Source organism: Streptomyces sp. OZ13 (assembly GCF_052068155.1).
Classification (GTDB): Bacteria; Actinomycetota; Actinomycetes; order Streptomycetales; family Streptomycetaceae; genus Streptomyces.
In genome coordinates this window covers 175417-199105 of sequence record NZ_JBQHCZ010000003.1, presented here as the reverse complement: position 1 = coordinate 199105, position 23689 = coordinate 175417, and the positions used below count along the sequence as shown (strand labels likewise).

At 71.8% G+C, this 23689-nt stretch carries 21 protein-coding genes; 10 read left to right on the top strand and 11 right to left on the bottom strand.

Annotated features, from left to right (window positions below; translation table 11 throughout):
* Positions 1–200: 200 nt before the first annotated feature.
* Both ACTMTU_RS07910 and ACTMTU_RS07905 read right to left on the bottom strand, forming a co-directional pair.
* The gene (locus tag ACTMTU_RS07910) at positions 201–1895 is read right to left on the bottom strand and encodes an alkaline phosphatase D family protein (RefSeq protein WP_441262771.1); all 1695 of its coding nucleotides are present in this window, start codon (positions 1893–1895) and stop codon (positions 201–203) included.
* 106 nt (positions 1896–2001) lie between these two features.
* Complete coding sequence (locus tag ACTMTU_RS07905; protein ID WP_441262770.1) at positions 2002–2664, bottom strand: HNH endonuclease family protein; 663 nt, start codon at positions 2662–2664, stop codon at positions 2002–2004.
* Positions 2665–2830: 166 nt separating this feature from the next.
* Between ACTMTU_RS07905 and ACTMTU_RS07900 the strand changes: the two genes are divergently transcribed.
* Entirely contained in the window at positions 2831–3592 is a 762-nt protein-coding gene (locus ACTMTU_RS07900) for an ABC transporter permease (RefSeq protein WP_441262769.1), read from the top strand.
* Between the two features lie 315 nt (positions 3593–3907).
* Positions 3908–4492 carry a TMEM165/GDT1 family protein gene (locus ACTMTU_RS07895; RefSeq protein WP_441262768.1) on the top strand — a complete coding sequence of 195 codons (585 nt, stop codon included), beginning with the start codon at positions 3908–3910 and terminating at the stop codon, positions 4490–4492.
* A gap of 8 nt (positions 4493–4500) precedes the next feature.
* On the opposite strand, the gene ACTMTU_RS07890 is transcribed toward ACTMTU_RS07895, so the two are convergent.
* Together ACTMTU_RS07890 and ACTMTU_RS07885 are read right to left on the bottom strand one after the other, a co-directional pair.
* Entirely contained in the window at positions 4501–5154 is a 654-nt protein-coding gene (locus ACTMTU_RS07890) for an HAD-IA family hydrolase (RefSeq protein ID WP_441262767.1), read from the bottom strand.
* Between the two features lie 119 nt (positions 5155–5273).
* Positions 5274–6575, bottom strand: a complete 1302-nt coding sequence (locus tag ACTMTU_RS07885; RefSeq protein ID WP_441262766.1) for a peptidoglycan-binding domain-containing protein — start codon at positions 6573–6575, stop codon at positions 5274–5276.
* A gap of 155 nt (positions 6576–6730) precedes the next feature.
* On the opposite strand from ACTMTU_RS07885, the gene ACTMTU_RS07880 reads away from it, so the two are divergent.
* A complete protein-coding gene (locus ACTMTU_RS07880; protein ID WP_441262765.1) occupies positions 6731–8797 on the top strand; it encodes a DHA2 family efflux MFS transporter permease subunit in 2067 nt (688 codons plus the stop codon).
* 110 nt (positions 8798–8907) lie between these two features.
* Here ACTMTU_RS07880 and ACTMTU_RS07875 read toward each other — a convergent pair whose 3' ends face one another.
* A complete protein-coding gene (locus ACTMTU_RS07875) occupies positions 8908–9387 on the bottom strand; it encodes a GNAT family N-acetyltransferase (protein ID WP_441262764.1) in 480 nt (159 codons plus the stop codon).
* Positions 9388–9504: 117 nt separating this feature from the next.
* Between ACTMTU_RS07875 and ACTMTU_RS07870 the strand changes: the two genes are divergently transcribed.
* The gene (locus ACTMTU_RS07870; RefSeq protein WP_441262763.1) at positions 9505–10146 is read left to right on the top strand and encodes a hypothetical protein; all 642 of its coding nucleotides are present in this window, start codon (positions 9505–9507) and stop codon (positions 10144–10146) included.
* Positions 10146–10688: a hypothetical protein gene (locus ACTMTU_RS07865; protein WP_441262762.1), complete on the top strand. Its 543-nt coding sequence runs from the start codon at positions 10146–10148 to the stop codon at positions 10686–10688. The genes ACTMTU_RS07870 and ACTMTU_RS07865 overlap by 1 nt, the downstream gene beginning before the upstream one ends.
* 39 nt (positions 10689–10727) lie before the next feature.
* On the opposite strand, the gene ACTMTU_RS07860 is transcribed toward ACTMTU_RS07865, so the two are convergent.
* The 3 genes from ACTMTU_RS07860 to ACTMTU_RS07850 all read right to left on the bottom strand — a co-directional run bounded on the left by ACTMTU_RS07860 (position 10728) and on the right by ACTMTU_RS07850 (position 13323).
* The gene (locus ACTMTU_RS07860; RefSeq protein ID WP_441262761.1) at positions 10728–11066 is read right to left on the bottom strand and encodes an antibiotic biosynthesis monooxygenase family protein; all 339 of its coding nucleotides are present in this window, start codon (positions 11064–11066) and stop codon (positions 10728–10730) included.
* 453 nt (positions 11067–11519) lie between these two features.
* Complete coding sequence (locus ACTMTU_RS07855) at positions 11520–12191, bottom strand: O-methyltransferase (RefSeq protein ID WP_441262760.1); 672 nt, start codon at positions 12189–12191, stop codon at positions 11520–11522.
* Positions 12192–12207: 16 nt separating this feature from the next.
* Complete coding sequence (locus ACTMTU_RS07850; RefSeq protein WP_441262759.1) at positions 12208–13323, bottom strand: DUF2330 domain-containing protein; 1116 nt, start codon at positions 13321–13323, stop codon at positions 12208–12210.
* Between the two features lie 305 nt (positions 13324–13628).
* On the opposite strand from ACTMTU_RS07850, the gene ACTMTU_RS07845 reads away from it, so the two are divergent.
* Positions 13629–15653 carry a bifunctional glycosyltransferase 87/phosphatase PAP2 family protein gene (locus ACTMTU_RS07845; protein WP_441262758.1) on the top strand — a complete coding sequence of 675 codons (2025 nt, stop codon included), beginning with the start codon at positions 13629–13631 and terminating at the stop codon, positions 15651–15653.
* Between the two features lie 52 nt (positions 15654–15705).
* On the opposite strand, the gene ACTMTU_RS07840 is transcribed toward ACTMTU_RS07845, so the two are convergent.
* On the bottom strand, positions 15706–16125 hold the full coding sequence (locus ACTMTU_RS07840; RefSeq protein ID WP_441262757.1) for an ATP-binding protein: 420 nt from the start codon (positions 16123–16125) through the stop codon (positions 15706–15708).
* A gap of 100 nt (positions 16126–16225) precedes the next feature.
* On the opposite strand from ACTMTU_RS07840, the gene ACTMTU_RS07835 reads away from it, so the two are divergent.
* From ACTMTU_RS07835 to bla, 3 genes are read left to right on the top strand one after another with little or no spacing between them, the layout of a single operon-like run.
* Positions 16226–17059: a helix-turn-helix domain-containing protein gene (locus tag ACTMTU_RS07835; RefSeq protein WP_441263153.1), complete on the top strand. Its 834-nt coding sequence runs from the start codon at positions 16226–16228 to the stop codon at positions 17057–17059.
* A complete protein-coding gene (locus ACTMTU_RS07830; protein WP_441262756.1) occupies positions 17034–17231 on the top strand; it encodes a DUF397 domain-containing protein in 198 nt (65 codons plus the stop codon). Before ACTMTU_RS07835 ends, ACTMTU_RS07830 begins: the two co-directional genes overlap by 26 nt.
* Positions 17228–18181, top strand: a complete 954-nt coding sequence (bla, locus tag ACTMTU_RS07825; RefSeq protein ID WP_441262755.1) for a class A beta-lactamase — start codon at positions 17228–17230, stop codon at positions 18179–18181. Before ACTMTU_RS07830 ends, bla begins: the two co-directional genes overlap by 4 nt.
* 82 nt (positions 18182–18263) lie before the next feature.
* Here the strand turns inward: bla and ACTMTU_RS07820 are convergent, their stop codons facing one another.
* Positions 18264–21488 carry an FG-GAP-like repeat-containing protein gene (locus ACTMTU_RS07820; RefSeq protein ID WP_441262754.1) on the bottom strand — a complete coding sequence of 1075 codons (3225 nt, stop codon included), beginning with the start codon at positions 21486–21488 and terminating at the stop codon, positions 18264–18266.
* Between the two features lie 304 nt (positions 21489–21792).
* On the opposite strand from ACTMTU_RS07820, the gene ACTMTU_RS07815 reads away from it, so the two are divergent.
* Positions 21793–22371, top strand: a complete 579-nt coding sequence (locus ACTMTU_RS07815; RefSeq protein ID WP_441262753.1) for a dihydrofolate reductase family protein — start codon at positions 21793–21795, stop codon at positions 22369–22371.
* Between the two features lie 39 nt (positions 22372–22410).
* Here the strand turns inward: ACTMTU_RS07815 and ACTMTU_RS07810 are convergent, their stop codons facing one another.
* Positions 22411–23685 (bottom strand): cytochrome P450, encoded by a 1275-nt coding sequence (locus ACTMTU_RS07810; RefSeq protein ID WP_441262752.1) that lies wholly within the window; start codon positions 23683–23685, stop codon positions 22411–22413.
* Positions 23686–23689: the final 4 nt, after the last annotated feature.

The following is a 23689-nucleotide window of genomic DNA, read 5'->3' as shown; positions in this document are numbered from 1 at the left end:
GGCCGAAGCTTCCCGCTCGGTGACGACCGGCGGCGGTGGGCCCCAAGGGCGTCCGGACCTGGCCTCCCTGGTGGCAGGCAGCGCCGTCCTCCGGTTTCGTGACACGGCAGGCTGAATACCGGGCGCTCGGCCGAGGGTGTCCTCGGCCGAGCGCCCGGTGGTTTGGCGGGAAAGCGGCGCTCCCCGGGCGGCGGGCCCCGTCAGGAGCCGTCCGTCAGCGGGCGGTCGAACACGGTCGCCAGCCGCCCGCGGCCGTCGGCGCCCTCCGCACCCGCCCGGTCCAGCCGCAGCGATGCCCTCCGCCCCCGCAGGGTCAGGGTCATCAGCTGATTGCCGAACCACGGGCCGCCCCCGCGCCCCCAGCGGACGACAGGTTCGCCGGTACGGCCGTGCCGGGCGAAGAGCCGGCCCAGCCGCCGTCCCGCTCGGCTCCAGCCGAACCGGAAGCCGATCCTCACCGCTTTGGGGACGGAGTTGTGCACGGGCGAACACGTCAGCTGGAGCACCCGCGCGTCCGGGGCGGCGACGGCGCCCGCGGCACCGGGACCGGCCGCCGGATCGCCGGGCCGTTCCGGCTCCGCCACGTACGCGTGATGGACGTCCCCCGAGAGCACGCACACCGTCGCCGGCGCGTCCGGGCCGCTGCCCACCTCGATGATCAGCCGCGTCAGTTCCTCGAACGAGGAAGGGAAGGCCGACCAGTGTTCCAGGTCCGCGTGGCGGCGCACCTTCTCCCCGAAGCGCGCCCACCACGCCCCCCGCTCGCCGCGGCACAGTGCCGCGTTCCAGGTCTCCGCGTCGTGGATCAGCGGCGGCAGCAGCCAGGGCAGCGAGGTGCCGAGGAGGAGGTGGTCGTACGAGCCGTGTCCCTCCAGGGCCTGTTCGCGCAGCCAGGCGGCCTCGTCCGCGTCGAGCATGGACCTGTTCTGCTCGTCCAGGACACGGGCGGCACGGGTGTCGATCATCAGCAGCCGGGTCCGGCCGAAGTCCCGCCGGTAGCTCCAGCGCGCGACGGACGCGTCCCGGTCGGCCGCCTCCGCGAACTGCCGCAGCGCCTGTGTGCCGTCGGGTGCCGACCGCACCGCCTTGTAGAGCGGGTCGGCGGCCAGCTCGGCGGGGGAGAGATTGCCCAGGTGCTGGTACACCCAGTACGACATCAGCGCGCTGAGGATCCGATCCCGCCACCACGGCGTCGCCCGCATCTCGGTCAGCCATGCCGTGCTGGTGTTCCAGTCGTCGATGACGTCGTGGTCGTCGAAGATCATGCAGCTGGGCACGGTGGAGAGCAGCCAGCGGACGTCGGGGTCACGCCACGATTCGTCGTACAGCCAGGTGTACTCCTCGTAGTCCGCCACCCCGGAGCCCGGCGGCACCTCGCGGTCGCGGCCGGCCGACAGCCGGGCGCTGGTGGCCTCGGAGACCTCGTCCGCGTACACCTGGTCGCCGAGCAGCAGCAGGACGTCGGGGCGCTCCTCCTCGGGGGCCGAGGCCAGCTTGGCGGCGAGGGTGTCCAGGGCGTCGGGACCCACCGGGTCGCGGCCGCGGGCGGGGCGGGCGGCCCAGCGGCAGGAGCCGAAGGTGACCCGCACCGAGTCCGCGGCGACCTCCGGGGTGCGGATGGTGCTGGGCGGGTGGGGCGAGTCGGCGAGCGGCCAGACGCGCTCACCGTCGAGGAACACCTCGTAGGCGGTCGACGAGCCCGGTGTCAGGCCGGTCACGGTGACGAGGGCGTAGTGGTGCCCCGCGACCGTGAACGTGCGGGAAGAGCCGCCGCCGCCCTGCTCGCAGCGGACCTCCGCCGTGCACGGGCGGCCGGTCTCGACCCAGACGGTCGCGGCGGTGCCCGTGTCCCAGTCGACGTGCCGCAGCAGCGGCCCAAGGCGAAGCCCGGTCATGTGATGCCCCTTCCGTCGCCCCGTACGGTACGGAACGACGGAGAGGGGCGGGCCGGTTCCGCGAACCCGTGGTGTGTCCTCGGCGCGGCCCTGTGCGGCGCCCGGGTCAGCAGCCGTTCAGGATGCTCTGCAGCGCGCTCTTCTCCGCCGAGTCGACCTTGAGGTTCCAGTAGTACTTCGTGTGCACCCACATCCGGGCGTACATGCAGCGGTACGACGTGACCGGCGGCAGCCACTCGGCCGGGTCCTGGTCGCCCTTGGACTGGTTGACGTTGTCCGTGACGGCGATGAGCTGCGGGCGGGTCAGGTCGTTGGCGAACTGCTGGCGCTTGGACGTGGTCCAGCTGTTCGCGCCGGAACGCCACGCCTCCGCCAGCGGGACTATGTGGTCGATGTCGACGTCGGAGGCCGCGGACCAGGTGGCGCCGTCGTAGGGGGAGAACCAACGGCCGCTCGTCGCCGCGCAGCTGGAGTCCTGCACCACGTTCGTGCCGTCCCGCTCGAGCACGACCTCGCGGGTGTTGCAGGCGCCCGACTGGGTGATCCAGTGCGGGAACAGATCACGGCTGTACCCGGTGGAGGAGCCCTCCGCGGACACGGTCAGCTGGCTGAGGTAGCTGCGGGCGGTGGTGGCGCTGACCGGGGTGGGCGGGGCGGCCTGCGCGGTGGGAGAGGTGGCCAGCAGGCCGGCCATGGCGAGGGCGGACGTGACGGCGAGCACGGCTGCGCGGCGGACGCCGCGGCTGCGACGCGCGTAGACACCTGACATGCGAACTCCTTCGAGGTGGGGGGAACTTGGCCGTTCGGGCGTGGCCATGTTCGCGGCGCCAGGTTTCTCGGGGATGGGCGCCAGGTAACAGGGTGGCGACATGGGCACGTCACATCAAGGGTTCTGACGCGCCGACATGATCCTTGCGGCGTCGTAATGTTGCGGCGTGCTGCTGCCGGTCAACCTCACCCTCGGGGCCGTACTGGCCGTCCTGCTGGTCGCCGCGGCGACCGTCGCGGCCGTCGCCCACCTCGGGCGTTCCCGCGACATCGCCGTCGCGGGCGTGCGGGCGGCGGTCCAACTCGCCGTCGTGTCACTGGCGATCGGCTGGGTCGTCCGCTCCGTCCCGCTGCTGCTCGCCTTCCTCGTGCTGATGTACGCGGTCGCCGTCCGTACCGCCGGCCGGCGCATCACCGCCAACGGCACCTGGTGGTGGGCCGGTCTGCCGATTGCCGCGGGAGTGCTCCCCGTCGTGGCCGCGCTGCTCCTCACCGGACTGGTGCCGGTGAAGGGCATCACGCTGATCCCCGTGACCGGCATCCTCATCGGCGGCGCCCTGAGCGTGACGGCGGTCGGCGGCCGGCGGGCGCTGGACGAGCTCGAGCAGCGCCGCGGTGAGGTCGAGGCCGGACTCGCCCTCGGCCTGGCCGACCGCGACGCCCGCCTCGAGGTCGCCCGCGAGCCCGCGTCCGACGCGCTGCTCCCAGGCCTCGACCAGACCAGGACCGTGGGCCTCGTCACACTGCCCGGTGCCTTCGTCGGCATGCTGCTGGGCGGCGCCTCCCCCGTGGAGGCGGGCGCGGTGCAGCTCTTCGTACTGGTCGCCCTGATGGCGGTCCAGGCGGTCGCGGTGGCCCTGGTGGTGGAACTGGTGGCGAGGGGGCGCCTGCACCGGGACAGCACACGGGGCCCGGACGCCCGGCCCTGACCCGGACCCGCCCGGGGAGCTTCCGGAGCGGCCCGGCCGCGGGCCCGCACGGCGGCGCTTGGCGTTCGTCCGGGGTCCTCGCGTACTCTGTTCAGCGCAGAAGGGGAGTAGCTCTTCGCCGGACCGTCGACATACTGCTGGGCCTCGTGCCCGGCCGGCGCCCGGAGGCGGCCCGTCATCGGCGGTCGCCAGCGAGACCTTCGGCCGCAGTGCCCATGTATCCGTCCATGGTGCTGCCGTGCCGAAGCGACCCCTGAAACGCCTCAGGTCACTCTCGGCAGGGCCGCGCCGCGCCTACCGATTGAGGATTCATCCGTGATCAGCTTCACCGTCATGGCGATCACGTTCGGCGTCGTCTTCCTCGCCGAACTGCCCGACAAGACCGCCCTGGCCGGTCTCATGCTGGGCACCCGTTACCGCGCCTCGTACGTCTTCGCCGGTGTCGCGGCGGCCTTCGCCGTCCATGTCGCGCTCGCCATCGCCGCGGGCAGCGTGCTGACCCTGCTGCCGCACCGGCTGGTGCAGGCGGTGGTGGGCGTCCTCTTCCTCGCGGGCGCGCTGATGCTGCTGCTGAAGAAGGGCGACGACGAGGGGGAGACCGTCAAGGCGCCCGCCGACCAGTCGTTCTGGAAGGTCTCGGGCGCGGGCTTCATGCTCATCCTCGTCGCCGAGTTCGGGGACCTCACCCAGATCATGACGGCCAACCTCGCCGCCCGTTACGACAACCCCGTCTCGGTCGGCATCGGCGCCGTGCTGGCGCTGTGGGCCGTCGCCGCCATCGGCATCCTGGGCGGCCGGACGCTGATGCGCTACGTGCCGCTGAAGCTGATCACCAAGGTCGCCGCGTGCCTGATGCTGGCCCTCGCCGGCTTCAGCCTCTTCGAGGCGATCACCGGCTGAGCCGCGGATCAGGCGGCGCGCAGCCCGATCGTGCCGTCGTCGTGCGCGGTGACCGTGAGGCGGGTGAGGTCCGGCACGTGGATGTCGGGCTTCATCGCCGCGGCGCGGGGACCCACACCGACGACCCGCATGCCCGCGGCGCGGGCCGCCGTGATGCCGGCCTCCGAGTCCTCGAACGCCACGCAGTCCTCAGGGGCGAAGCCCAGCTCGGCCGCGCCCTTCAGGAAGCCCTCCGGGTCCGGCTTGCTGGCGCCGACGCACTCGGCCGTCACACGGACCTGCGGCATCGGCAGCCCGGCCGCCTTCATCCGGGCCGTGGCCAGCGCGAGGTCGGCCGAGGTGACCAGGGCGTGCGGCAGGGCGGCGACTGCGGCCATGAAGGCCGGCGCGCCGGCGACCGGGACGACGCCGTCGGTGTCGGCGGTCTCCTGGGCGAGCAGCACGCGGTTGTCGGCGTGGTTCTGCTCCATGGGGCGGTCGGGCAGCAGGACGGCCATCGTGGCGTAGCCCTGGCGCCCGTGGACGGTCTTCAGCGCCTCCTCGGCGTCCAGCCCGTGCTCGATCGCCCAGGCCCGCCAGACCCGCTCCACCACCGCGTCCGAATTGACGATGGTGCCGTCCATGTCCAGCAGGAGGGCGCGGGCGGTCAGGACGGTCGTCATACGGACTCCAGAGCGCGGCGGAAGGAAAACAAGCGGCCTCGCCCGCCGGTCAGGGAATACGGGCGAAGCCACTTTGTTCCTTCACGATACAAAACGGGGCCGGGTAAAGCCAATCCGTTTCACGACGACCGTGTCTCGGCCTCCAGTGCCCGACGCGTGTGCGGGCCGTAGACGCCCAGCGGGTCGCCCTGGATGCCGCGGTCCCACTGGTAGACCTTCACGGCCTGCTCCACGTCCTCGTCGAAGCGGCCGTCCGCGTCGTCGTACGGGTACAGCCACAGCTGCCTCAGCCGCTTCTGGAGGTCGACCACCGCCGCACCGCTGTCGCCGCGGCGCAGCGTCCCGCCGGCCGGCTTTCCGGACGGCTCCTCCGACACCGTGCCCGTCTCCTTGGCCGTCGACGCCGGGGCGGACGGACTGGCCGGCCTGTCACCGGCGCTCGGGCTCGTACGGGGCGCGGACCTCGACGGCGACGGCGACGCGGACGCCGAGTCGGACGGCGAGGCGGAGGCCGACGGGGAGGCCGAGGCGGAGGCCGACGCGCTCGCGGAGGCCGACTCCGAAGGCGCTTCCGACACCGCGCTGGCGGTCGGAGCGCTGGTGCTGGTGTCCGGCGGCAGCGCACGGTCCTGCTCCTCGCCGCCGGAGAACAGCCCTCCGGCGAACGCTGCCGTCCCCGCGACGGCGACGGCCGCCGCGCCCACAGCGAGTCCGGCGAACACCCGCCGGCGCCGCCGCGGCCCGTCACCCCCCTGACCGTGACCGCTCCCGGCGGGGCCATCGCCGACGGGCGCCAGTACGACGGTGTCGTCACCCCCACGGCGCGCGCCGCCGCCGTCCGGCGAGAACTCCTCCGGCGTGACCTCCTCGGGCGGCAGCGCCCCGCCGTACGCGGCGGCGCCGTCGTGCGCCGCCCGCCCCTGGCCGTCCCCCTCCGGACGGGCGGTGCCGTCCGGACCGTCCTGGTCCGGGCCGTACTCCTGACCGCCGACGCCGGCAGGTGCCGCAGTCGGCTCCTGCATGGGCCGCGGCAGCCCCGCCGCCCCCAGGCCGGCCACGGCCCCGCCCTGGGCGAAGCCGTCGTGCGCGGGCGACGCGTGGGCCTCCCCGCCCTGAGCGAAGCCCTCGTGCGCGACGCCTTCTTGCCCGCCTGCCGCGTGGCCCCCGTGCCCTGCCGGGGCCGTAAGAGCGGCGGTGTCCGGGTCGGGCGGGCCGGACGGGGCACGGTGCGGCGTACCAAGGCCCTCCAGCGTCACGTACGGCCTGATCCGCAGCGGATCGAAGTCCTCCGCCGCCGCGATGTCCGCCTCCCGTTCCGCGCGCAGAGCGGCCCCCGCCCGCTCGGCGCAGTCGCAGCCGGGTCCGGCGCTGCCGTCCGGGTTCCGCGGTCTGTCGCACTCCGGACATCTGTTTCCGGTCATTGCCGGTTCCCCTCCCCTTTGAATGCCGCCGATTATGCAACCGTCCCGTGCGACACCCAACGCCCCACCTGTCTCACCGCCCCTCTCGGGAGGCCATAACCGGACAGACACACCACGATGGGATGGAACAGCGCCACGGAACCGAGGAGATCGGCATGGCTCAGGAAGTGAGCAGCGCCCAGGTGGGGCCTGCCCCCGGGGAGGGGCACGACCGGCGAACCGTGCTCGTCGCCATCGGCGCGCTGCTCCTGGGCATGCTCCTGGCCGCCCTCGACCAGACGATCGTGGCCACCGCGCTGCCGACCATCGTCAGCGAACTGGGCGGCATGGACCACCTCTCCTGGGTGGTCACCGCCTACATGCTGGCCGCCACCGCCGCGACTCCCCTGTGGGGCAAGCTCGGTGACCAGTACGGGCGCAAGAAGCTCTTCCAGACCGCCATCGTCATCTTCCTCGTAGGCTCCGCCCTCTGCGGCATCTCCCAGAACATGCCGCAGCTCATCGCCTTCCGCGCGGTCCAGGGCCTCGGCGGCGGCGGGCTGATGGTGCTGTCGATGGCGATCGTCGGCGACCTCGTGTCACCGCGTGAACGGGGCAAGTACCAGGGCCTCTTCGGCGCGGTCTTCGGCGCGACGAGCGTCCTCGGGCCGCTGCTCGGCGGCTTCTTCACCGAACACCTCACCTGGCGCTGGGTCTTCTACATCAACCTGCCCATCGGCGTCGTCGCGCTCCTCGTCATCGCGGCCGTGCTGCACATCCCGGTGCGGCAGACCCGGCACACCATCGACTACCTGGGCACGTTCCTCATTGCCTCCGTCGCCACCTGTCTCGTCCTCGTCGCCTCCCTCGGCGGCACGACCTGGGCGTGGGGCTCGGCGCGGATCATCGGCCTCGCCGTCCTCGGGGCCGTGCTCCTCGTCGCGTTCGTCGCCGTCGAACGCAAGGCGGCGGAACCCGTTCTGCCGCTGAAGCTGTTCCGCATCCGGACGTTCACCCTCGTCGCGGTCATCAGCTTCATCATCGGTTTCGCGATGTTCGGCGCGATGACGTACCTGCCGACGTTCCTCCAGGTCGTCCAGGGCATCTCACCGACCATGTCCGGTGTCCACATGTTGCCGATGGTGTTCGGCCTGCTGCTCACGTCCACGGTGTCGGGGCAGATCGTCAGCCGCACCGGCCGCTGGAAGGTCTTCCCGATCGTCGGCAGCGCCGTGACGGCGCTGGGCCTCCTGCTCCTCCACCAACTCGAGCAGACCAGCTCCACCTGGCAGATGAGTCTGTTCTTCTTCGTCTTCGGAGCCGGACTCGGCCTCGTCATGCAGGTCCTCGTCCTCGTCGTCCAGAACGCCGTGGGCTACGAGGACCTCGGTGTCGCGACGTCAGGTGCGACGTTCTTCCGTTCCATCGGCGCCTCGTTCGGCGTCGCGATCTTCGGCACGATCTTCACCAACCGGCTGGAGCACAAGCTCACCGACGCCCTCGCGGGGCAGCAGGTGCCGCCGGGCGCCGGGCCCGCCGAGCTCGCCGCCGACCCGCGTGCCATCGCGGAACTCCCCTCCGACCTGCGCCCGTCGCTGCTCGACGCGTACTCGACGGCCATCACGGACGTCTTCCTCTACGCCCTGCCGGTCGTCGCGCTCGCCTTCCTCGTCGCCTGGTTCCTCAAGGAGGACAAGCTCCGCGCCTCGGTCACCGCTCCGGACCACAGCGAGACGCTGGCCTCGAACCCCGTCGAGCGGTCCTCGTACGACGAGGTCGCACGGGCCCTGTCGGTGCTCGGTTCCCGCGAAGGCAGGCGGCACATCTACGAGAAGATCACTGCGCGGGCCGGCTACGACCTGCTGCCCGCCTCGAGCTGGCTGCTGCTGCGCATCAAGCGCCACGGGGTCGTCGAACCGGCCAGGCTCGCCGAGACCACGCCCGTCCCGCTGCGCGCGATCACGGAGGCGGCGCGCGAGGTGGAGGGACGCGGCCTCGCCCGCCGCGAGGGACTCGACCTGATGCTCACGGACAGCGGCGTGGAGGCCGCCGTACAACTGGCGCAGGCGCGCGAGGAGTCGCTCGCCGAGCTGCTCGGCGACTGGTGGGGACCCGAACGGCCGACCGACCTCGTCCAGCTGGTGCACGATCTGAACGCGGAGCTGTGCGGCTCCGACGCCGAGCGGCCGCACAGCCCCGAGCCGCACCGCGACCACGAGTACCCGAGGGGCCACCCCGTCTGACGTCCCGCCGGGACCGCCCCGTCCGACCTCCCGCCGGTACCGCACCCCGTGTCCGTCCCGCGGGCCGCCGGTCAGAGGCCCTTGCCGCGCCACTCTCCACGGAGAGGCGTTCAGAGGTCCTTGCCGTACCAGATCTCCATGTACGGGCCGCTGCAGTACGCCGGTATCTCCGCGTAGCCGTGCCGCGTGTACAGCGCGCGGGCCTCCACCAGGTCGAGGCGGGTGTTGAGGACCATCCGGAGGGCGCCGAGCGCGCGGGCCTCGTGCTCCAGCGACTCCATCAGCAGCGAAGCGCCCTTGCGGCCCCGGAAGCCGTGCCGCAGGAAGACCCGCGTGAGCTCCGCCCGCTCCTGGTCCAGCATCAGCACCCCGCCGCAGGCCGCCGCCTCGCCGCCGTACCGGCCGACGAGGAACTGGCCCGTCGGCGGCGTCAGCAGCTCGACGCCGTCGCCGGTGAGCCCTTCGTCGACCTCCTCCACGGTCGCCGGCCGGCCCCAGTAGCGGCTCGCCACATCGTGGTAGTACGCGCGCCGCAGCGCGGTCGCGTCGGGGGAGTCGAACGGCTCCGGGGTCAGTGTCCACATGGTCATGGACGTTTCGTAGTCCGTTCGGTGGTTGTTTGGCCAATCGATTCCCGGTTACTCGGAGCTATGAAAGCTCGCGAACAGCGAGCGTCCGCCCACGGGTCCCGACCCGGAAGGTGAGTCATGTCGACCCTGACCACAGTTCTGATCGTCGCCGCGGTGATCGTGGTCCTTCTGATCATCGCCGGCTCCCTCTACGCACGCCGCGGCGGGCACGCCGGCGGACGGCGGGCACTGCGAAGGCGGTTCGGCCCCGAGTACGAGAGGGTCGTCGCCCGCCACGACGGCGACACCAAGGCGGCCGACCGTGATCTGCACGACCGCGTCCAGCGCTACGGAGACCTCACGCCGCAGCCCCTCGCGCCCGGCGTGCGGGAGCAGTACGACACCGCATGGGCCGCCGTGCAGGAACGCTTCGTCGACGACCCGCGCGGTGCCGTCGCCGACGCCGACCAGCTCCTGGGCCGGATCGCGGGCGACCGCGGCTTCCCGGCCTCCGGCCGCTACGAGGAGCAGCTCTCGGCGCTCTCGGTCCACCACCCGCGACACGTAGAGGGCTACCGCAGGCTCCACCGCGCCGCCCGCAGCGGCACGGAGACGACCACGGAACAACTGCGCGAGGCGATGGTCGACGCCCGTGAGCTCTTCGCCGACCTGGTCGCCGACCGGGCCGTGGACCACGGCCGCCACCGGCCCGGCGCCCCAGACCGGTCCCACAGCCGTGGCCGCAGCCACATGCTGCGCCCGAAGGGGAGTGGCGTGTGATGCCGCACCCGAACCATCAGGAATCCCCCCGGACTGCCGTCCCGCCCGGTACCGCCGGCGACGCGGGAGACATAGAAGCCCCCGCCGCGCCGGTCGGGCGGGACGGCAAGGACGACGTACGCGCCTCGGGCCTGCGGGCCGAGCGCGGCGCCGCCCACGGGCCCCGCCCCGGACCGGTGGACGAGCCGCTGAAACCGGTCATCGACCCCGGCAGGGCCACCACCGGTGCCGGCACCCCGCTCACCGCGCCCGGGGCGGGCGACGCGGAGCCGCGAGCGGCCCGGCTCCTGCCCCAGGACGAATGCGAGCGGCTCGAACACCGCCTGCACCAGGCGCTCACCGGCTTCGTCGACTCCCCGCGCCGCGCGGTCGAGGAGGCGGCCGACGTCCTCGAGGACGCCGGCGACCGGATCACCGCGTCCCTGGCGGAGCACCGCCGGACACTGCGGCACTCCGCGGACGCCGGAGCGGACGACACGGAGCAACTGCGCCGTGCGCTCCAGGCGTACCGGGAGGTGACGGAACGGCTGTTGCGCATCTAGGCCCTGTCCGGGCGCGGCACGGATCCGACAGGGCGTCGGCTAGGACTGCGTCTTGGGCGCGGCCTGCTGCACGACCTCGAACGACCACACGGTGGACCCGGTGGCGGCGGGCTTGGGACGCTCGCCGCCACCGCCTTGCGCGCCGCCACCTTGGTGGGCGGCCTTCATCGGTCCCTCCATCCAGGCCTGGAACGAGGCCTCGTCACGCCACCGGGTGTAGACCAGGTACTGGTCGGTCCCCTCCACGGGCCGCAGCAGCTCGAACCACTCGAACCCGTCCGAACTCTCGACGGCGCCGGCACGGGAGGCGAACCGCTTCTCGAGGACGTCGCGCTGCTCGTCGGGGACGGTGAGGACGTTGATCTTCACGATGCTCATGCGGCCATCCTGCCGCACGGGGCGGTTTCCCCCACCCCGCCCCTTCCCGAACCGGGGCAAGCCCCGGCCCCCGCACCGCCCTCCGCGCGGTGTTTCGGGGGCTCCGCCCCCGGGCCCCCGCGCCTCAAACTCCCCCTATGGCCTGGCGGCCGTGGGAGATGCCCCCAGCGAGGCTGAAGTTGCCAGGCAACTTCAGCCCGCCCGGCGATTGAGGGCACCGCCGAAGGCGGTACGGGGTCCGGGGCTTGCCCCGGTTCGGGAAGGGGCGGGTAGGGGACAGCCCCGCGCAGCGGCCCCGCCCGTCCTGGGGCAGCGACGCAGCGGCCGTCGCGCGCAGCGGCCTCCGCGCCGCGGTCACGGCACCGCGCGTCCCGCGTACCGTCACGCGATCACCGGCCCCGCAGAGGCCTCCCCGCTGCGGTCACGCTCGCCCCGCGCAGCGGCCCCCCACCGTCACGCGACCACCCGCGCCACCAGCAGCCCGTCGTACCCCTTCACTCCCACCGTCTGGAGCGCCGTCGCGTCCAGCCTCGGCTCGCGGGCGACCAGGTCGAACATCTCGCGCGTGCCGAGGATCGACGGGTCCTCGCTCTTCGTGTCGACGACGCCGCCGCCGCGCACCACGTTGTCCACGATGATCAGGCTGCCCGGGCGGGTCAGGCGCAGTGCCCACTCCACGTAGCGGGCGTTGTTGCGCTTGTCCGCGTCGATGAAGACCAGGTCGAAGGGGCCCGCGCCCGGTTCCGCCGCGATGCGCGGCAGGGTGTCGAGGGCCGCGCCCGTGCGGACCTCCGCGATCTTCGCCAGGCCCGCGCGGGCGATGTTCGCGCGAGCGACCTCCGCATGGGCCGGGTCGTACTCGAGCGAGATCAGCCTGCCGTCCTCGGGCAGCGCCCGCGCCAGCCAGATCGTGCTGTAGCCGCCCAGCGTGCCGATCTCCAGCGCTGTGCGCGCGCCCTGTGTCTGCGCCAGCAGATGGAGCAGTTTGCCTTGGTTGGGGGCGACGTTGATCGCGGGGAGCCCTGCCGCCCCGCTCGCCGCGAGGGCCTCGGTAAGGGCCTCGTCCTCCGTCACGAGGAGATCACTGATGTAGCCGTCCACGGCCTGCCATTGATCCTGAGTCATACCGTTCAACCTACTTTCACGCGGCCGTTCCCGGCGTCGGCGTGCGGCGGGTCGCCCGTACGCGCAGCAGCGACAGGGCCGCCACGGCGACGACAGCGGCCCCGCCGCCGACGGTCAGGAACCACACCGGCACACCGGCGACCGTCAGCAGGTCGTCGTCCCAGATCACCCGCCGAAAGGGTGTGTCCTGCGCGGTGGCCACGAGTTCGTGGTCGCCGTTGATCCGGCCGGGCTCGGGAAAGTGCTGGTCGAGTGCGGTGAGGAAGCGTTCCTTCCCGCCGGTGAGGCGGCCCACCGCGCCGCGCGGCTCGACCTTGCCCGCGTACGTGACCTCGGGTTCGGAGCCGCCGATGGTGTCGCGCGGTTCCATGCGGTGCGGCGCGAGTACGAACAGGCCGAGCGACTGGGCCGTCGTCGCGCGCCGCGACAGCCGCATCGGGTAGACGAGCTTCTCGCTGGCGAAGCTCAGCCGCAGCGGGTCGAGCGTACCGTCGAGCGTCGTGCCCTTGGTGCTCGGCGCCAGCCGTACGGCCACGTACTCCCAGCCCGCGTCGACATACGGTTCGAGGTCCTTGTCGAGGCCCTGGGGCAGTTCGAAGCCGTTGTCGGCGAGCCAGTCGCCGAGCGCGTCCGGGTCGGTCGCCGTCAGCCGGGCCACGTCGAAGTCGCCGAGACGTTCCCGGCCGACGACGCCGACCTCTGGGGCGGCGGCGCCCGGCTGCGGTGCGCCCGCGCCCGCGCCGTCCGTGTCGTCGAAGGGCCAGTCGCCGCCCCGTGGCCAGAAGTAGTGGCGCGTACGGTGCACGGGCGCGGCGATCTCGACCAGTTCGTCGAAGAGGGCGCTGTCCGCGAGTTCGACGTCCGCCCGGCTCGGGACGGGCATGATCCACGCCGCTTCCGGCGCGTCCGAGTCGACCGTGAAGCGCATGACGATCTGCTCCGTACGGCCGTCCCAGTCGATCACCGACGACTCCCGGGCGACGGAGAACTCCGCGTTCCGGTCCACCACCATCGCGCCGCAGCCACAGGCGTAGGCCGGGCTGATGAGCGATCCCAGTTGCAGTGCGAGTACCGCCAGCAGCACCGTGACCAGGCGCGCGCGTACCCCGAATTCTTGTATGTTCCCCCGCATACCGTCTGTGACGGCACCATGAACATCATCGGTTCCGGCCTGGACGACTCTGTTCCGCAACGGTCCGGCGGCGGTCCGGTGCCGGTCCACCGGCCGGCGGTCCGGCAGAGGTCGGCGGGCCGGCGGCGATTGGGCGTCGAGCGCTCGGTCGCCGAGAGGAATTCGGCCATAACGGGGTGACAGCCAGGCGAACAGGCGGTTGCGTAGGTCTTCTTCACGGGGCGGTGCGACGCTCTACGGACGCTCCGTGGACACCAGAACAGCACACACCAGACCGACAGAACGGTGGGGAGGCTCGGCGCGACGTGGCGAACGCGGAACGCAGCGTGCGCGGGAGTGCGACGGCGGATTCGAGGATCGGCGCGGCCCGGGCCGCGTTGTGGCTCTTCGCGGCCGTGCTCGCCGTACGGCAGACAGCGGCCGTCCTGACCAGCCCGCCCGGTGAGCGGCTCACCGACCTGGGGACGTGGATCGGCGAGAACGGCGTACTGCACGTCCCCGGCTCCCTCTACGACGAGGGCCGGTTCACCGGCACCCCGTTCGCCGGGCTGGTGCTCAAGCCGCTCGCCAGATCGGCGGAGCAGAGCCTCGGTGTCGCCTGGACGTTCGGCACGCTGCTGCTCGTGGTGCTCCTCGGCCTCGTCGCGGCGCGCGCCCTGCCGATCCCCGTCTCCCGCCGCAGCACCCTGCTGGCCGCGCCGGTCGCCATCAGCCTGCTGATGCTGTCGCTCCCGGTTCGCAACAGCTTCCACCTCGGCCAGACCAGCATCATCCCGGTGCTGCTCGTCCTCCTCGGCTGCCTCGCGGTGCGCGGCGAGAGACCCGCGGGCCTTCTCATCGGCGTCGGCGCCGCCCTCCAGCCGACCGTCCTGCTCTTCGTACCCCTGCTGTGGTTCACCGGCCGCCGCCGGGCCGCGGTGGCCTCCGCCGGCACCTTCGCCGCCCTGTCCGCCCTCGCCTGGGCGGCGATGCCCGGCGACTCGTGGGCGTACTGGGTGCACCACGTCGCGGGCGCCGGTCTCGGCGAGAGCCCCGACAGTCTCGCCAACCAGTCCCTCCACGGTGCTCTGCTCCGCTTCGGCCTGGAGGGTCCGCTCGAGATCGCCGTGTATCTGCTCCTCGCGGCGGCGGTCGTCGTCTTCGGTCTGCGGCGTGCCGTCCGCTACGCCCACGACGGCCAGTTGCTGCTCGCCGTCGCCCTCACCGGCTGCGTCGCCGTCGCCGTCTCGCCGACCGCCTGGCAGCACCAGGTCGTGTGGGTGCTGCTCGCCGTCGTCGGCCGTGTCGGCCGGCGGGCCTCCGACCGGATGCTGTGGCCGGTGCTCGTCGTCCTCGCGGTCACACTGCCCGGCAACATGCTGCTGCCCAACATCACGGTGCTCCACCCGGTACGGGACAACGCGCTCCTCGTCGCGGCGCTGGCCGCGGCGTGCGCCGTGCCGTTCCTGAGGCTCGACTCGCCGTACTTCCGCCGCCCCGTCCCCACCGAGTACGCCGCACCCGCCCCGGCCCGGTGGGCCCGCGTACCGCTGCTGCCGTTCTGGCGGCGGGTGCTCAGCCGACCGAACCTGCTGCTGGAACTGCTCGTCATCCGCGTCGGCTACTCGGTCTACTCGCACATCCGCGCCGCCGCGACCGGCAGCGTGGGCGCGGCGGAGGAACACGCCCGGCAGATCCTTGCCGCGGAGGGCGCGCTCGGCATCGACATCGAGCACTGGGTCAACCAGGCGGTGGTGCGGACCGAGTGGCTCGAATCCTTCTTCAACTTCTATTACACGTCGTTCCACTTCACGGTCCCGCTCGCGATCCTCGGCGTGCTCTACGTCCGCCGGCCCTCCGACTACCGCTGGGCCCGCGCCTCGCTCGCCTTCGCGACGGTGCTCGCGCTCCTCGGCTTCTGGCTCTACCCGCTGGCCCCGCCGCGGCTGATGCCCGGCATGGGTTTCATCGACACCGTCCACGGCCCGCAGGACCTCGCCAACCCGGACTACGGTGCGATGACCGCCGTCACCAACCAGTACGCGGCGATGCCGTCGCTGCACTTCGGCTGGTCGCTGTGGTGCGGACTGGTCGTGCTGGTATTCGCGCCCAGGCTGTGGATGAAGCTGCTCGGGCTGCTGCACCCGCTGTTCACGGTCTGCGCGATCGTCGCCACCGCCAACCACTGGGTCCTCGACGCCGCGGGCGGCGCGGCGGTGGTCGGAGCGGGCTTCGGCCTGACGTACGTACTCGCGGGCCGCAGGGAGCTGCTGATCCCGGCGAAGTCCGTGCCATCGGCGAGGGCGGCCGACGACGCCGACGACAAGGAGACCGCCGCCGCACGCGTGTGAACCCCGGGGGTACCGGCCTCGGCCCGTACCCCCGGGGTATGGATCGCCGCGTTCAGCCATCGTCCGCCAGGTCGGCGCGTTCCGCCACTTGGGCGACCTCGAACCAGACCGTCTTGCCGGTTCCGCCCCGGCTGTCGACGCCCCATTTGTCGACGACGGCCTCCAGCAGCGCGAGCCCCCGCCCGGACTCGTCCTCCGCCCCGGCCTGCTGAGGCACGGGCAACCGGCCGCAGCCGTCCGACACTTCCACGCGTACGCCCTGCGGATGCCGCAGGATGAGCAACCCGCAACGCCCGCCCGGCACATGGCGCACGACATTGGCCAACAGCTCGGTCACCGCGAGCTCGACGGATTCGGTCAGCTCGCGCAGCTTCCAGAGGATCAGATAGCAGCGGACGATCCGCCGGACGTGCCGGGCGGAGTGGGCGCCGGCGGTGAAGCGCATACCGTACTGGGGAATCTCTTCGTTCACGGCACGAGCGTGGCCTGCGGTGACTACGCTGGGCCACCGAACGTACGCAACGTGCTCTGCCGTTGCGGCAGTTGAGCAAGGGGGTCCCGTCATGGCCGGCATCCGCCACCTCAACGCCCTCGACCCGGGCGCGTCGCCGCTCGACTACTACGGCTACGAGCTGCGCAGACACCGCGAGACGGCGGGCCTGACGCAGAAGCAGCTCGGCGCGATCGTGAGCTACACGGGCTCGCTGGTGGGCCAGATCGAGACGGCGCGGAAGCTGCCGACGGCGGAGTTCACTGAGCGGGTCGATGCCGCACTCGGCGCCGAAGGCGCGTTGATCCGACTGTTGCCGCTCGTGCTGAGGTACCAACTCCCCGTGTGGTACCGGAAATACGCTGAACTTGAGGAGACGGCGCGGCAGATCTATGCGTTCCAGCCTCAACTGGTACATGGGCTGCTGCAGACCGAGGCGTACGCCAGGGCCGTGTTCAGTGTCATGAGCTGTGCCGACGTCGAGGAGAAGACAAGCGCCAGGGTGGCGCGCCAGCAGCTCTTGGTGCGAGCGCGGCCACCGATGGTGTGGATCGTGATGAGTGAGGCGGTGCTGCACCAGCGTCTCGGCGGAACCGATGTCATGCGGGGCCAACTGGCACATCTGTTGACCTGTCACCAGGATGCGCGGGCGAACGTCCAGATCCTGCCGTTCGACGCGGGCGGTCACGCGGGCTTCTCCGGCGCGTTCACGGTTTTCCGTTTCGAGCGTGAGCCGGACATGGCCTACACCGAGGACTACCGTTCCGGTCATTCCACCATCAACCAACCCGAGGTCCAGGAACTGTCGCTCCGCTACGCTCATCTGCAGGCTGCGGCGCTGTCCGTCGAAGACTCGGCGAGGCTGATTCGGCGCGTGATGGAGGATCGCTATGGGGAGCACCACGCAGTGGCGTAAGTCGAGCTACAGCGACGACAAGGGCGGCGAGTGCGTCGAGTGCGCCGACGTCTCCCACGGCGTCGCCGTGCGGGACTCCAAGGACGTCCACCGCCCCGCGCTCCACGTTTCGCGAAACGCCTTCGCCGCCTTCGTGGGGGCGGCGTCCAGGGGGGACCTCCGGGCGCCATGACGTCATCGGGCCCGGCCGTCACTCGCCGCGCGCTGCTCGGAGCGGCGGCACTCTTACCGCTGGCCGCATGCGCCAAGAGCACGCCGGCTCCCGCTGATCCGTCCGCGGCCGCCGCATCCTCCGCTCCCTCCTCTCCCTCACCTGCGCCGTCGGCGGAACGCCACGAGCGGCTGGCAGAACTGGAGCGCACGTACGACGCTCGTCTGGGCGTGTACGCACTCGACACCGGCACCGGCGCGGTCATCGCCCACCGGGCCGATGAACGGTTCGCGTTCTGTTCCACGTTCAAGGGCCTCGCGGCGGCGGCGGTGCTTGCCCGGAACCCGCTGTCGCACCTGGACACGCTCGTCCGGTACACCGAGGCGGACCTCCTGGAGAACGCGTCCGTCACGCCGCGCCACGTCTCCACCGGTATGACGATCCGCCGACTCTGCGACGCGGCGGTCCGCTACAGCGACGGCACAGCGGGCAACCTGCTGCTCCGCGACCTCGGCGGGCCGGCCGAGCTGACTGCCTACGCACGCGGCCTGGGCGACACGGTCACCCGCATGGACCGGATCGAGCCGCTGATCACGGAGGCCACGCCGGGCGATCCCCGCGACACCACGTCCCCCCGGGCGTTCGGCTCCGACTACCGGAAGATCGTGCTGGGTGACGCCCTGCCGCCCGCGAAACGCGCCTTCCTCCGCGACCTGCTGGAGCGCAACGCCACCGGCGCCGGCGCCGCGCGGGTCCGGGCGGGCGTGCCGAAGGGCTGGACCGTGGCCGACAAGACGGGGACGGGCTCCTACGGCACGCTCAACGACATCGCCGTCGTGTGGCCCCCGAAGTCGGCGCCGCTCGTCATCTCGATCATGTCCAGCAAGACCACGGAGGACGCCGCCTACGACCAGGCCCTCATCGCCGAGGCGGCGGCGTACGCGGTGGCCACGCTGGCTCCGAAGGGGTAGAGCCCGCGGGTGGGGACCTACGCGTCGGGGTCCGCCGTCGGCGCAGCGACCGCGCCGACGGCGAACCCCCCTCACTCCTGCGTCAGAACAGGCCCTTGAATCCGTTCCAGCCACCGGTGCCGATCAGCACCCGGCCGCCGTACGTACCTGCCCCGGTGGAGGCGTACCGCCACAGCTTCCCGGCGGTGTCCCGCGCCAGCAGATCGGCGCGTCCGTCACCGGACAGGTCACCGGTCCCGACGAGAGCGGAGTAGACGCCCCACCCGCCGCCGACGCGCACCCGCGGGGTCACGCCACCGGTGGAGGTCCCGTAGTACCGCCACAGCACACCGGCGGAGTCGACCCCGAGGAGATCGCCACGCCCGTCCCCGTTCAGGTCCCCGGCGCCGGCGATCCGCTTGTAAAGCTTCCAGTTGGTCCCGATCCGCACCCGTGACTTCAGCCGGTGATCGGCCGTACCGGCGTAGAAGTACATGTCACCGGTGGACGCCTGCCGGGCAATCAGATCCACGAGCCCGTCGCCGTTGACATCGCCGGACGACGTCAGCTGGTCGTACTGCCCCCAGCCGGACCCGATCAGCGTGTAGGGCGACGAAGCGGTGACGATCTTCCCGCACCCGGGCCGGTACGCCCGCAGCTGGTCCCCGACCCGCGCGAGCACGTCCCCGCACCGGTCGCCGTTCACGTCCCCGAAGGGCACCAGCACGGAGTTGGCGGCGAACGTGTCACCGGATCCGGCGACACGGGGGGACAGCCCGCCCGTACCCGTCCCCCGGTACAGCGACACGGCCCCGACGGAGTCGGTCACCAGCAGGTCACCGAACCCGTCGTCCCCGGCCATGTCCCGCCACACGGGGGCGGCACCACTCACGGCCACGGTCCCGGACGCCGCGAGATCCGCCCCCTGCCCGTCGGCCGGCTTGACGGACAGGCTCCACGTGTAGGCCCCGTTGACCACGAGCTTCCCGCTCGCGTCCTTCCAGTCCCACGACAGCGCGACCAGACCACGGGCCTCGCCCCCGGTCAGGGTCCGCACGACCTTCCCGGTCGCCTTGTGCTTCAGCACCAGCGACCACGAGGCCCCCGGCTTCGACAGCCACCACCGCGGCTTCCAGGCCCCGGCCTTGAGGTCGGCGGCCGGGGTGTCGGCGTCGATGACGGCGATCCGGGAGGCGGGGACGCCCGACGGGACGATCCGCACCCGCCGGTCCTCGCCCGTGTAGGCGACGTGGCCGCCGAAGCGGTCGACGGTCCACCCGGACCGGCGTCCGATCCGGTCCCCGAGCTCCGCGGCGGTGGCGATCACCCGCTGGGGCAGGTCCGCCTCCTTGCCGCCGGCCGGGAGGCCGTTGTGCAGGTCGACGAGGGTGAGGCCGGCCGTGTCCGAGCGGCGGACGAGGTAGCCGTCACCGAGGAGCGTCGAATCGGCGCCCAGCCTCAGGGAGCTTTTCGTCTGGCGGTCGTAGACGCCGGCGCCCTTGAAGTCGTGCCAGTAGTTGCTGCACCGCCAGTACACCCAACGGCCCACGGCCTGAAGTCCGCTGGGGACGCACCCCGGGTCGAAGGACTCGCCGGCGGCACCCGTCGACAGGTTCTTCGCAGCCACCAGAGTCGGCACGCCCGAGCTGGTGTCGTCCCACCGGCCGAGGGCGCTCCACAGCGTGTTGCCCCAGACAGAAGCCGCAACCGGCTCCCGCTTCAGGAGCACGCTCCCGGTGTCGGCGTCCTTGAAGTGCAGGACCGCCTGCTGACCGCCCGACGCCTGGTTCACGACACCGAACCGGCCTGAGAGATCGACGAGTTGTGGGCTGCTGAGCCCGGAGGTCACCCTCGGACCCCAAGGAGCGGCGCCGTTCCGGTAGAGCATGGTGATGTCCTGCTCGGTTCCGGCTCTTCGGCCGTGGTGTCCGTCACCACTCGCGAACATGGTCACGCAGTAGCCGTTCTCGGCGTCGCCGCAGTCGCTGTCGTTGCCCGCCACGAGGCCGTCGACGGTCGAGTTCAGCTCCTCAGGACGGCCGGAGGTCTTCAGCCAGGTGCTCCGGTAGCCGCCGACGTAGGTGTGCGGCATGAAGAGCTTCGAGTCGTCGGCCGTGGTGAGAATGCCGCTGCCCAGCGAGATGCCGGCCGGCTCGGCCTCCCGGTCCTCGATGTCCGCGACGCGCTTGCGGGCGACGGTGCCGTCCGCGGCGGGCGTGAAGAGGTAGTACCCCCAGTCGAGGGCGCCGTAAGCGGTGCGCTCCTCTGCGCCTGCCACCAGGAGCGAGCCGTCGGGCGTGCGGTGCACCGAGGGCGATGCGACGGCCAGCAGGGACTTCCTGCTCCCCGTGGCGTCGCGCAGGAAGAGATGGTTGCCCCGGTACTCGTTGTTGCCGGGATTGGGCGGGTTCACGGTGACGAAGGCCTCGCCGAGGGGCCGGACGACGTCGTCGTAGGAGGCCACGTCCCGCAGGTCGAGGGTGGTCGGTTCCGCGTCCAGGTCGTCGCGGCGGTACACCTGGGCGGCTTCGCCGGACGGGGCGCCGAGGTGGAAGACGGTGTCCCGGTCGAAGGAGACGCTCTCGCCCCGCGTGGAGAGTGCCTTGACGCTCCCGGTGGCGAGGTCGACGACCCACCACCCCTGGGACATCGTGGTGTCTTCCCACTTGATGGCTCGGACGGCGACGGACCGGGCGTCACCCTCGCTGATGGTGAGGTTCCACCCCTCCGGCAGGCCCTCCAGCTTCTGGTCCCGCACCTCGCCGTTCTCCACGCGCAGCAGGTGCAGGCTCGTCTCGGCGTTCTCCGCACCGGTCCGGGTGATGACGGTGTCGCCGTAGGTCGCGACGTACGACTGGCCCTCCGGGATCGGGACCGTGACCGACGGCCCGCCGCCGGCCCGCTGCTGGAGCGTCACGTGCGGGGCCGGGGACTGCCCGTAGAGGGCCACGGTGTCGGAGCCGTGGCCGAAGTCCGCCGGATACTTGGCGAAGCGGAAGTCGTCCACGTCGTAGGCGAGCGGCTCGGGCAGCCGATGGTCGAGGACGGTCGTCGCACCGGTGGCGTAGTCGATCCAGCGGAGACGGTCGTCGCCCTCCTGGGCGGTGAGGAAGCCGGTCTCGCCGGCGTTCAGGACGATGGTGGCGCGGGGCACGAAGCGTGCGCCCGGGCTGATGACGACGGGATCGGCGGACGCGCCGGGGATCTCGGCGACGGCCGTCCCCGCAGTGGCGCCGACCCCGGCGGTGACGGCGAGTGCGACGGTGAGAGCGGTACGGCCGAGCGCGCGCCGACGGCGCCCGGCCCGCTTGTTCAGCGGACGAATCACGAAAGAAGTCCCTCCCCAGGGCGCTCGGCGCAGGAGGGGCGTTCACGGAGTCGCCGCTCGTCCCTGCCCGAGCAGGGCGACAGTAGCAGGCGGGATCACCGCCCGACAGCTGTTTTCGAACCTGTTCAAGAGGCGGGCACGGTCCACGTCGGGCCTCCGGCCGGAGCGTGTTCTGAAAGATCGCCGTCCTTCGTGATGATCTCCGCATGGGGCGGGGAGATCTGAGGGGATTCCGCGATTCGCGATGAGTCCTGCGGCGTCCGGCGGTCGTAGTTTCGAATCCCGTTACGGAGGAGGACTTCTGATGCGCAGCGTGACCTATTCGATGAACGTCTCACTTGACGGCTACATCGTCGGGCCGGACGGCGACTTCGACTGGACGGGGCCCGACGAAGAGGTCTTCCGCTTCTGGATCGACGAGATTCGAGAGGTCGGCGTCCACCTGCTGGGACGACGGCTGTACGAGACGATGCTGTACTGGGAGACCGCCGCCCAGGATCCGTCGCTCGGCGACTCGGAGCTCGAGTGGACCGCGCTCTGGAATCCGCTCCCGAAGGTGGTGTTCTCCAGAACGCTGTCAGAGGTGCGGGGCAACGCCCGCCTGGCGTCCGGCGGCCTGGCGGAGGAGATCGAGCGGTTGCGGGCCGAGCCGGGGGAGGGCGACATCGCGATCGGCGGCGCGACTCTCGCTGCCGAGGCGGCCGCGTCGGGTCTCATCGACGAGTACCGGGCCATGGTCTACCCGGTACTGGTCGGCGGTGGCACTCCGTTCTTTCCCCGAAGCGAGCGCCGGGTGGATCTCGAATTCGTCGAGACCCGCACCTTCGGCTCAGGAGTTGTCTACCTCCGCCACCGCGTGGCGCGCCAGGCCTCGCTTCAGTAGGTGCTGATGGGGGCATGAGGCGGGACACGGGCGCCGGTTCTAGAACACGGCCCGGTCGTGCGGGTCGGCGGTGCCCGTCGTGACCTGGAGTTCCTTGATGCCGTTCAGCCACGCCGAGCGCAGCCGGCGGGGGGCGCCCGCCAGGCGGAGGTCCGGGAGGGTGTCGGCTATCGCGTCGAAGATCAGGTTGATCTCCATGACGGCCAGGGACTTGCCGAGGCAGAAGTGCGGACCGCCGCCGCCGAAGCCCAGGTGGGGGTTGGGGTCGCGGGTGATGTCGAAGCGTTCCGGGTGGTCGAAGACCGCGGGGTCGTTGTTGGCGGAGGAGTAGAAGAGGCCGACGCGGTCGCCCTTCTTGATGCGGGCGCCGCCCAGGACGACGTCCTGGGTCGCGGTGCGCTGGAACGAGACGACGGGCGTCGCCCAGCGCACGATCTCCTCCGCCGTCGTGTCGGGACGCAGCCGCTTGTAGAGCTCCCACTGCTCCGGGTGGGTCAGGAAGGCGTGCATCCCGTGGCTGATCGCGTTGCGGGTGGTCTCGTTCCCGGCCACCGCCAGCAGGATGACGAAGAAGCCGAACTCGTCGGAGGACAGGTTGCCTTCGCCCTCCGCGGCGACGAGCCGGCTGACGATGTCCTCGGCCGGGCACTCCTTCCGCGCCGCCGCCAGGTTCATCGCGTACGAGACGATCTCCATCGCCGCCTCCGTGCCGACCTCCTCCGTGATGGCGTACTCGGGGTCGTCGTACGCGGCCATCTTGTTGGACCAGTCGAAGATCTTGGACCGGTCCTCCTGGGGCACGCCGATGAGCTCGGCGATGGCCTGGAGGGGGAGCTCCACGGCGATGTTCGTGACGAAGTCGAAGCTGCCGTCCGGCTTCGCGCCGCTCCGGGCCGTCTCGACGATCGAACGCGCCCGGCGGCGCAGCGCTGCCTCCAGGGAGCGCACGGCGCGCGGGGTGAAACCGCGCTGGACGATCTGGCGGACCCGAGTGTGCTCGGGCGGGTCCATGTTCAGCATGATCAGCTTCTGGACCTCTATCTGGTCACGGCTGATGGACTCGTTGAAGCGGATGACGGCCGTGTTGGTCCAGGAGGAGAAGAGCTCCGGATGCGTGGAGACGTGCCGGACGTCCGCGTGCCGGGTGACGACCCAGTAGCCCTCGTCGTCGAAGCCGGAGATGCCGGCGGGCTGTTCGCACCACCAGACCGGCGCGGTGCGCCGCATCTCGGCGAACTCGGGGTGGGGGACACGGGCCTGGAGGAGGTCGGGGTCGGTGAAGTCGAATCCTGGGGGCAGGTGGGGGCAGGACATCGGC

Coding starts and splice junctions, on each gene's coding strand:
- ACTMTU_RS07910 (WP_441262771.1), bottom strand. CDS start 1,895: ATGACCGGGCTTCGCCTTGGGCCGCTGCTGCGGCACGTCGACTGGGAC.
- bla (WP_441262755.1), top strand. CDS start 17,228: ATGACGTCATCGGGCCCGGCCGTCACTCGCCGCGCGCTGCTCGGAGCG.
- ACTMTU_RS07875 (WP_441262764.1), bottom strand. CDS start 9,387: ATGACCATGTGGACACTGACCCCGGAGCCGTTCGACTCCCCCGACGCG.
- ACTMTU_RS07860 (WP_441262761.1), bottom strand. CDS start 11,066: ATGAGCATCGTGAAGATCAACGTCCTCACCGTCCCCGACGAGCAGCGC.
- ACTMTU_RS07870 (WP_441262763.1), top strand. CDS start 9,505: ATGTCGACCCTGACCACAGTTCTGATCGTCGCCGCGGTGATCGTGGTC.
- ACTMTU_RS07890 (WP_441262767.1), bottom strand. CDS start 5,154: ATGACGACCGTCCTGACCGCCCGCGCCCTCCTGCTGGACATGGACGGC.
- ACTMTU_RS07905 (WP_441262770.1), bottom strand. CDS start 2,664: ATGTCAGGTGTCTACGCGCGTCGCAGCCGCGGCGTCCGCCGCGCAGCC.
- ACTMTU_RS07855 (WP_441262760.1), bottom strand. CDS start 12,191: ATGACTCAGGATCAATGGCAGGCCGTGGACGGCTACATCAGTGATCTC.
- ACTMTU_RS07830 (WP_441262756.1), top strand. CDS start 17,034: ATGGGGAGCACCACGCAGTGGCGTAAGTCGAGCTACAGCGACGACAAG.
- ACTMTU_RS07885 (WP_441262766.1), bottom strand. CDS start 6,575: ATGACCGGAAACAGATGTCCGGAGTGCGACAGACCGCGGAACCCGGAC.
- ACTMTU_RS07880 (WP_441262765.1), top strand. CDS start 6,731: ATGGCTCAGGAAGTGAGCAGCGCCCAGGTGGGGCCTGCCCCCGGGGAG.
- ACTMTU_RS07865 (WP_441262762.1), top strand. CDS start 10,146: ATGCCGCACCCGAACCATCAGGAATCCCCCCGGACTGCCGTCCCGCCC.
- ACTMTU_RS07815 (WP_441262753.1), top strand. CDS start 21,793: ATGCGCAGCGTGACCTATTCGATGAACGTCTCACTTGACGGCTACATC.
- ACTMTU_RS07850 (WP_441262759.1), bottom strand. CDS start 13,323: ATGCGGGGGAACATACAAGAATTCGGGGTACGCGCGCGCCTGGTCACG.
- ACTMTU_RS07810 (WP_441262752.1), bottom strand. CDS start 23,685: ATGTCCTGCCCCCACCTGCCCCCAGGATTCGACTTCACCGACCCCGAC.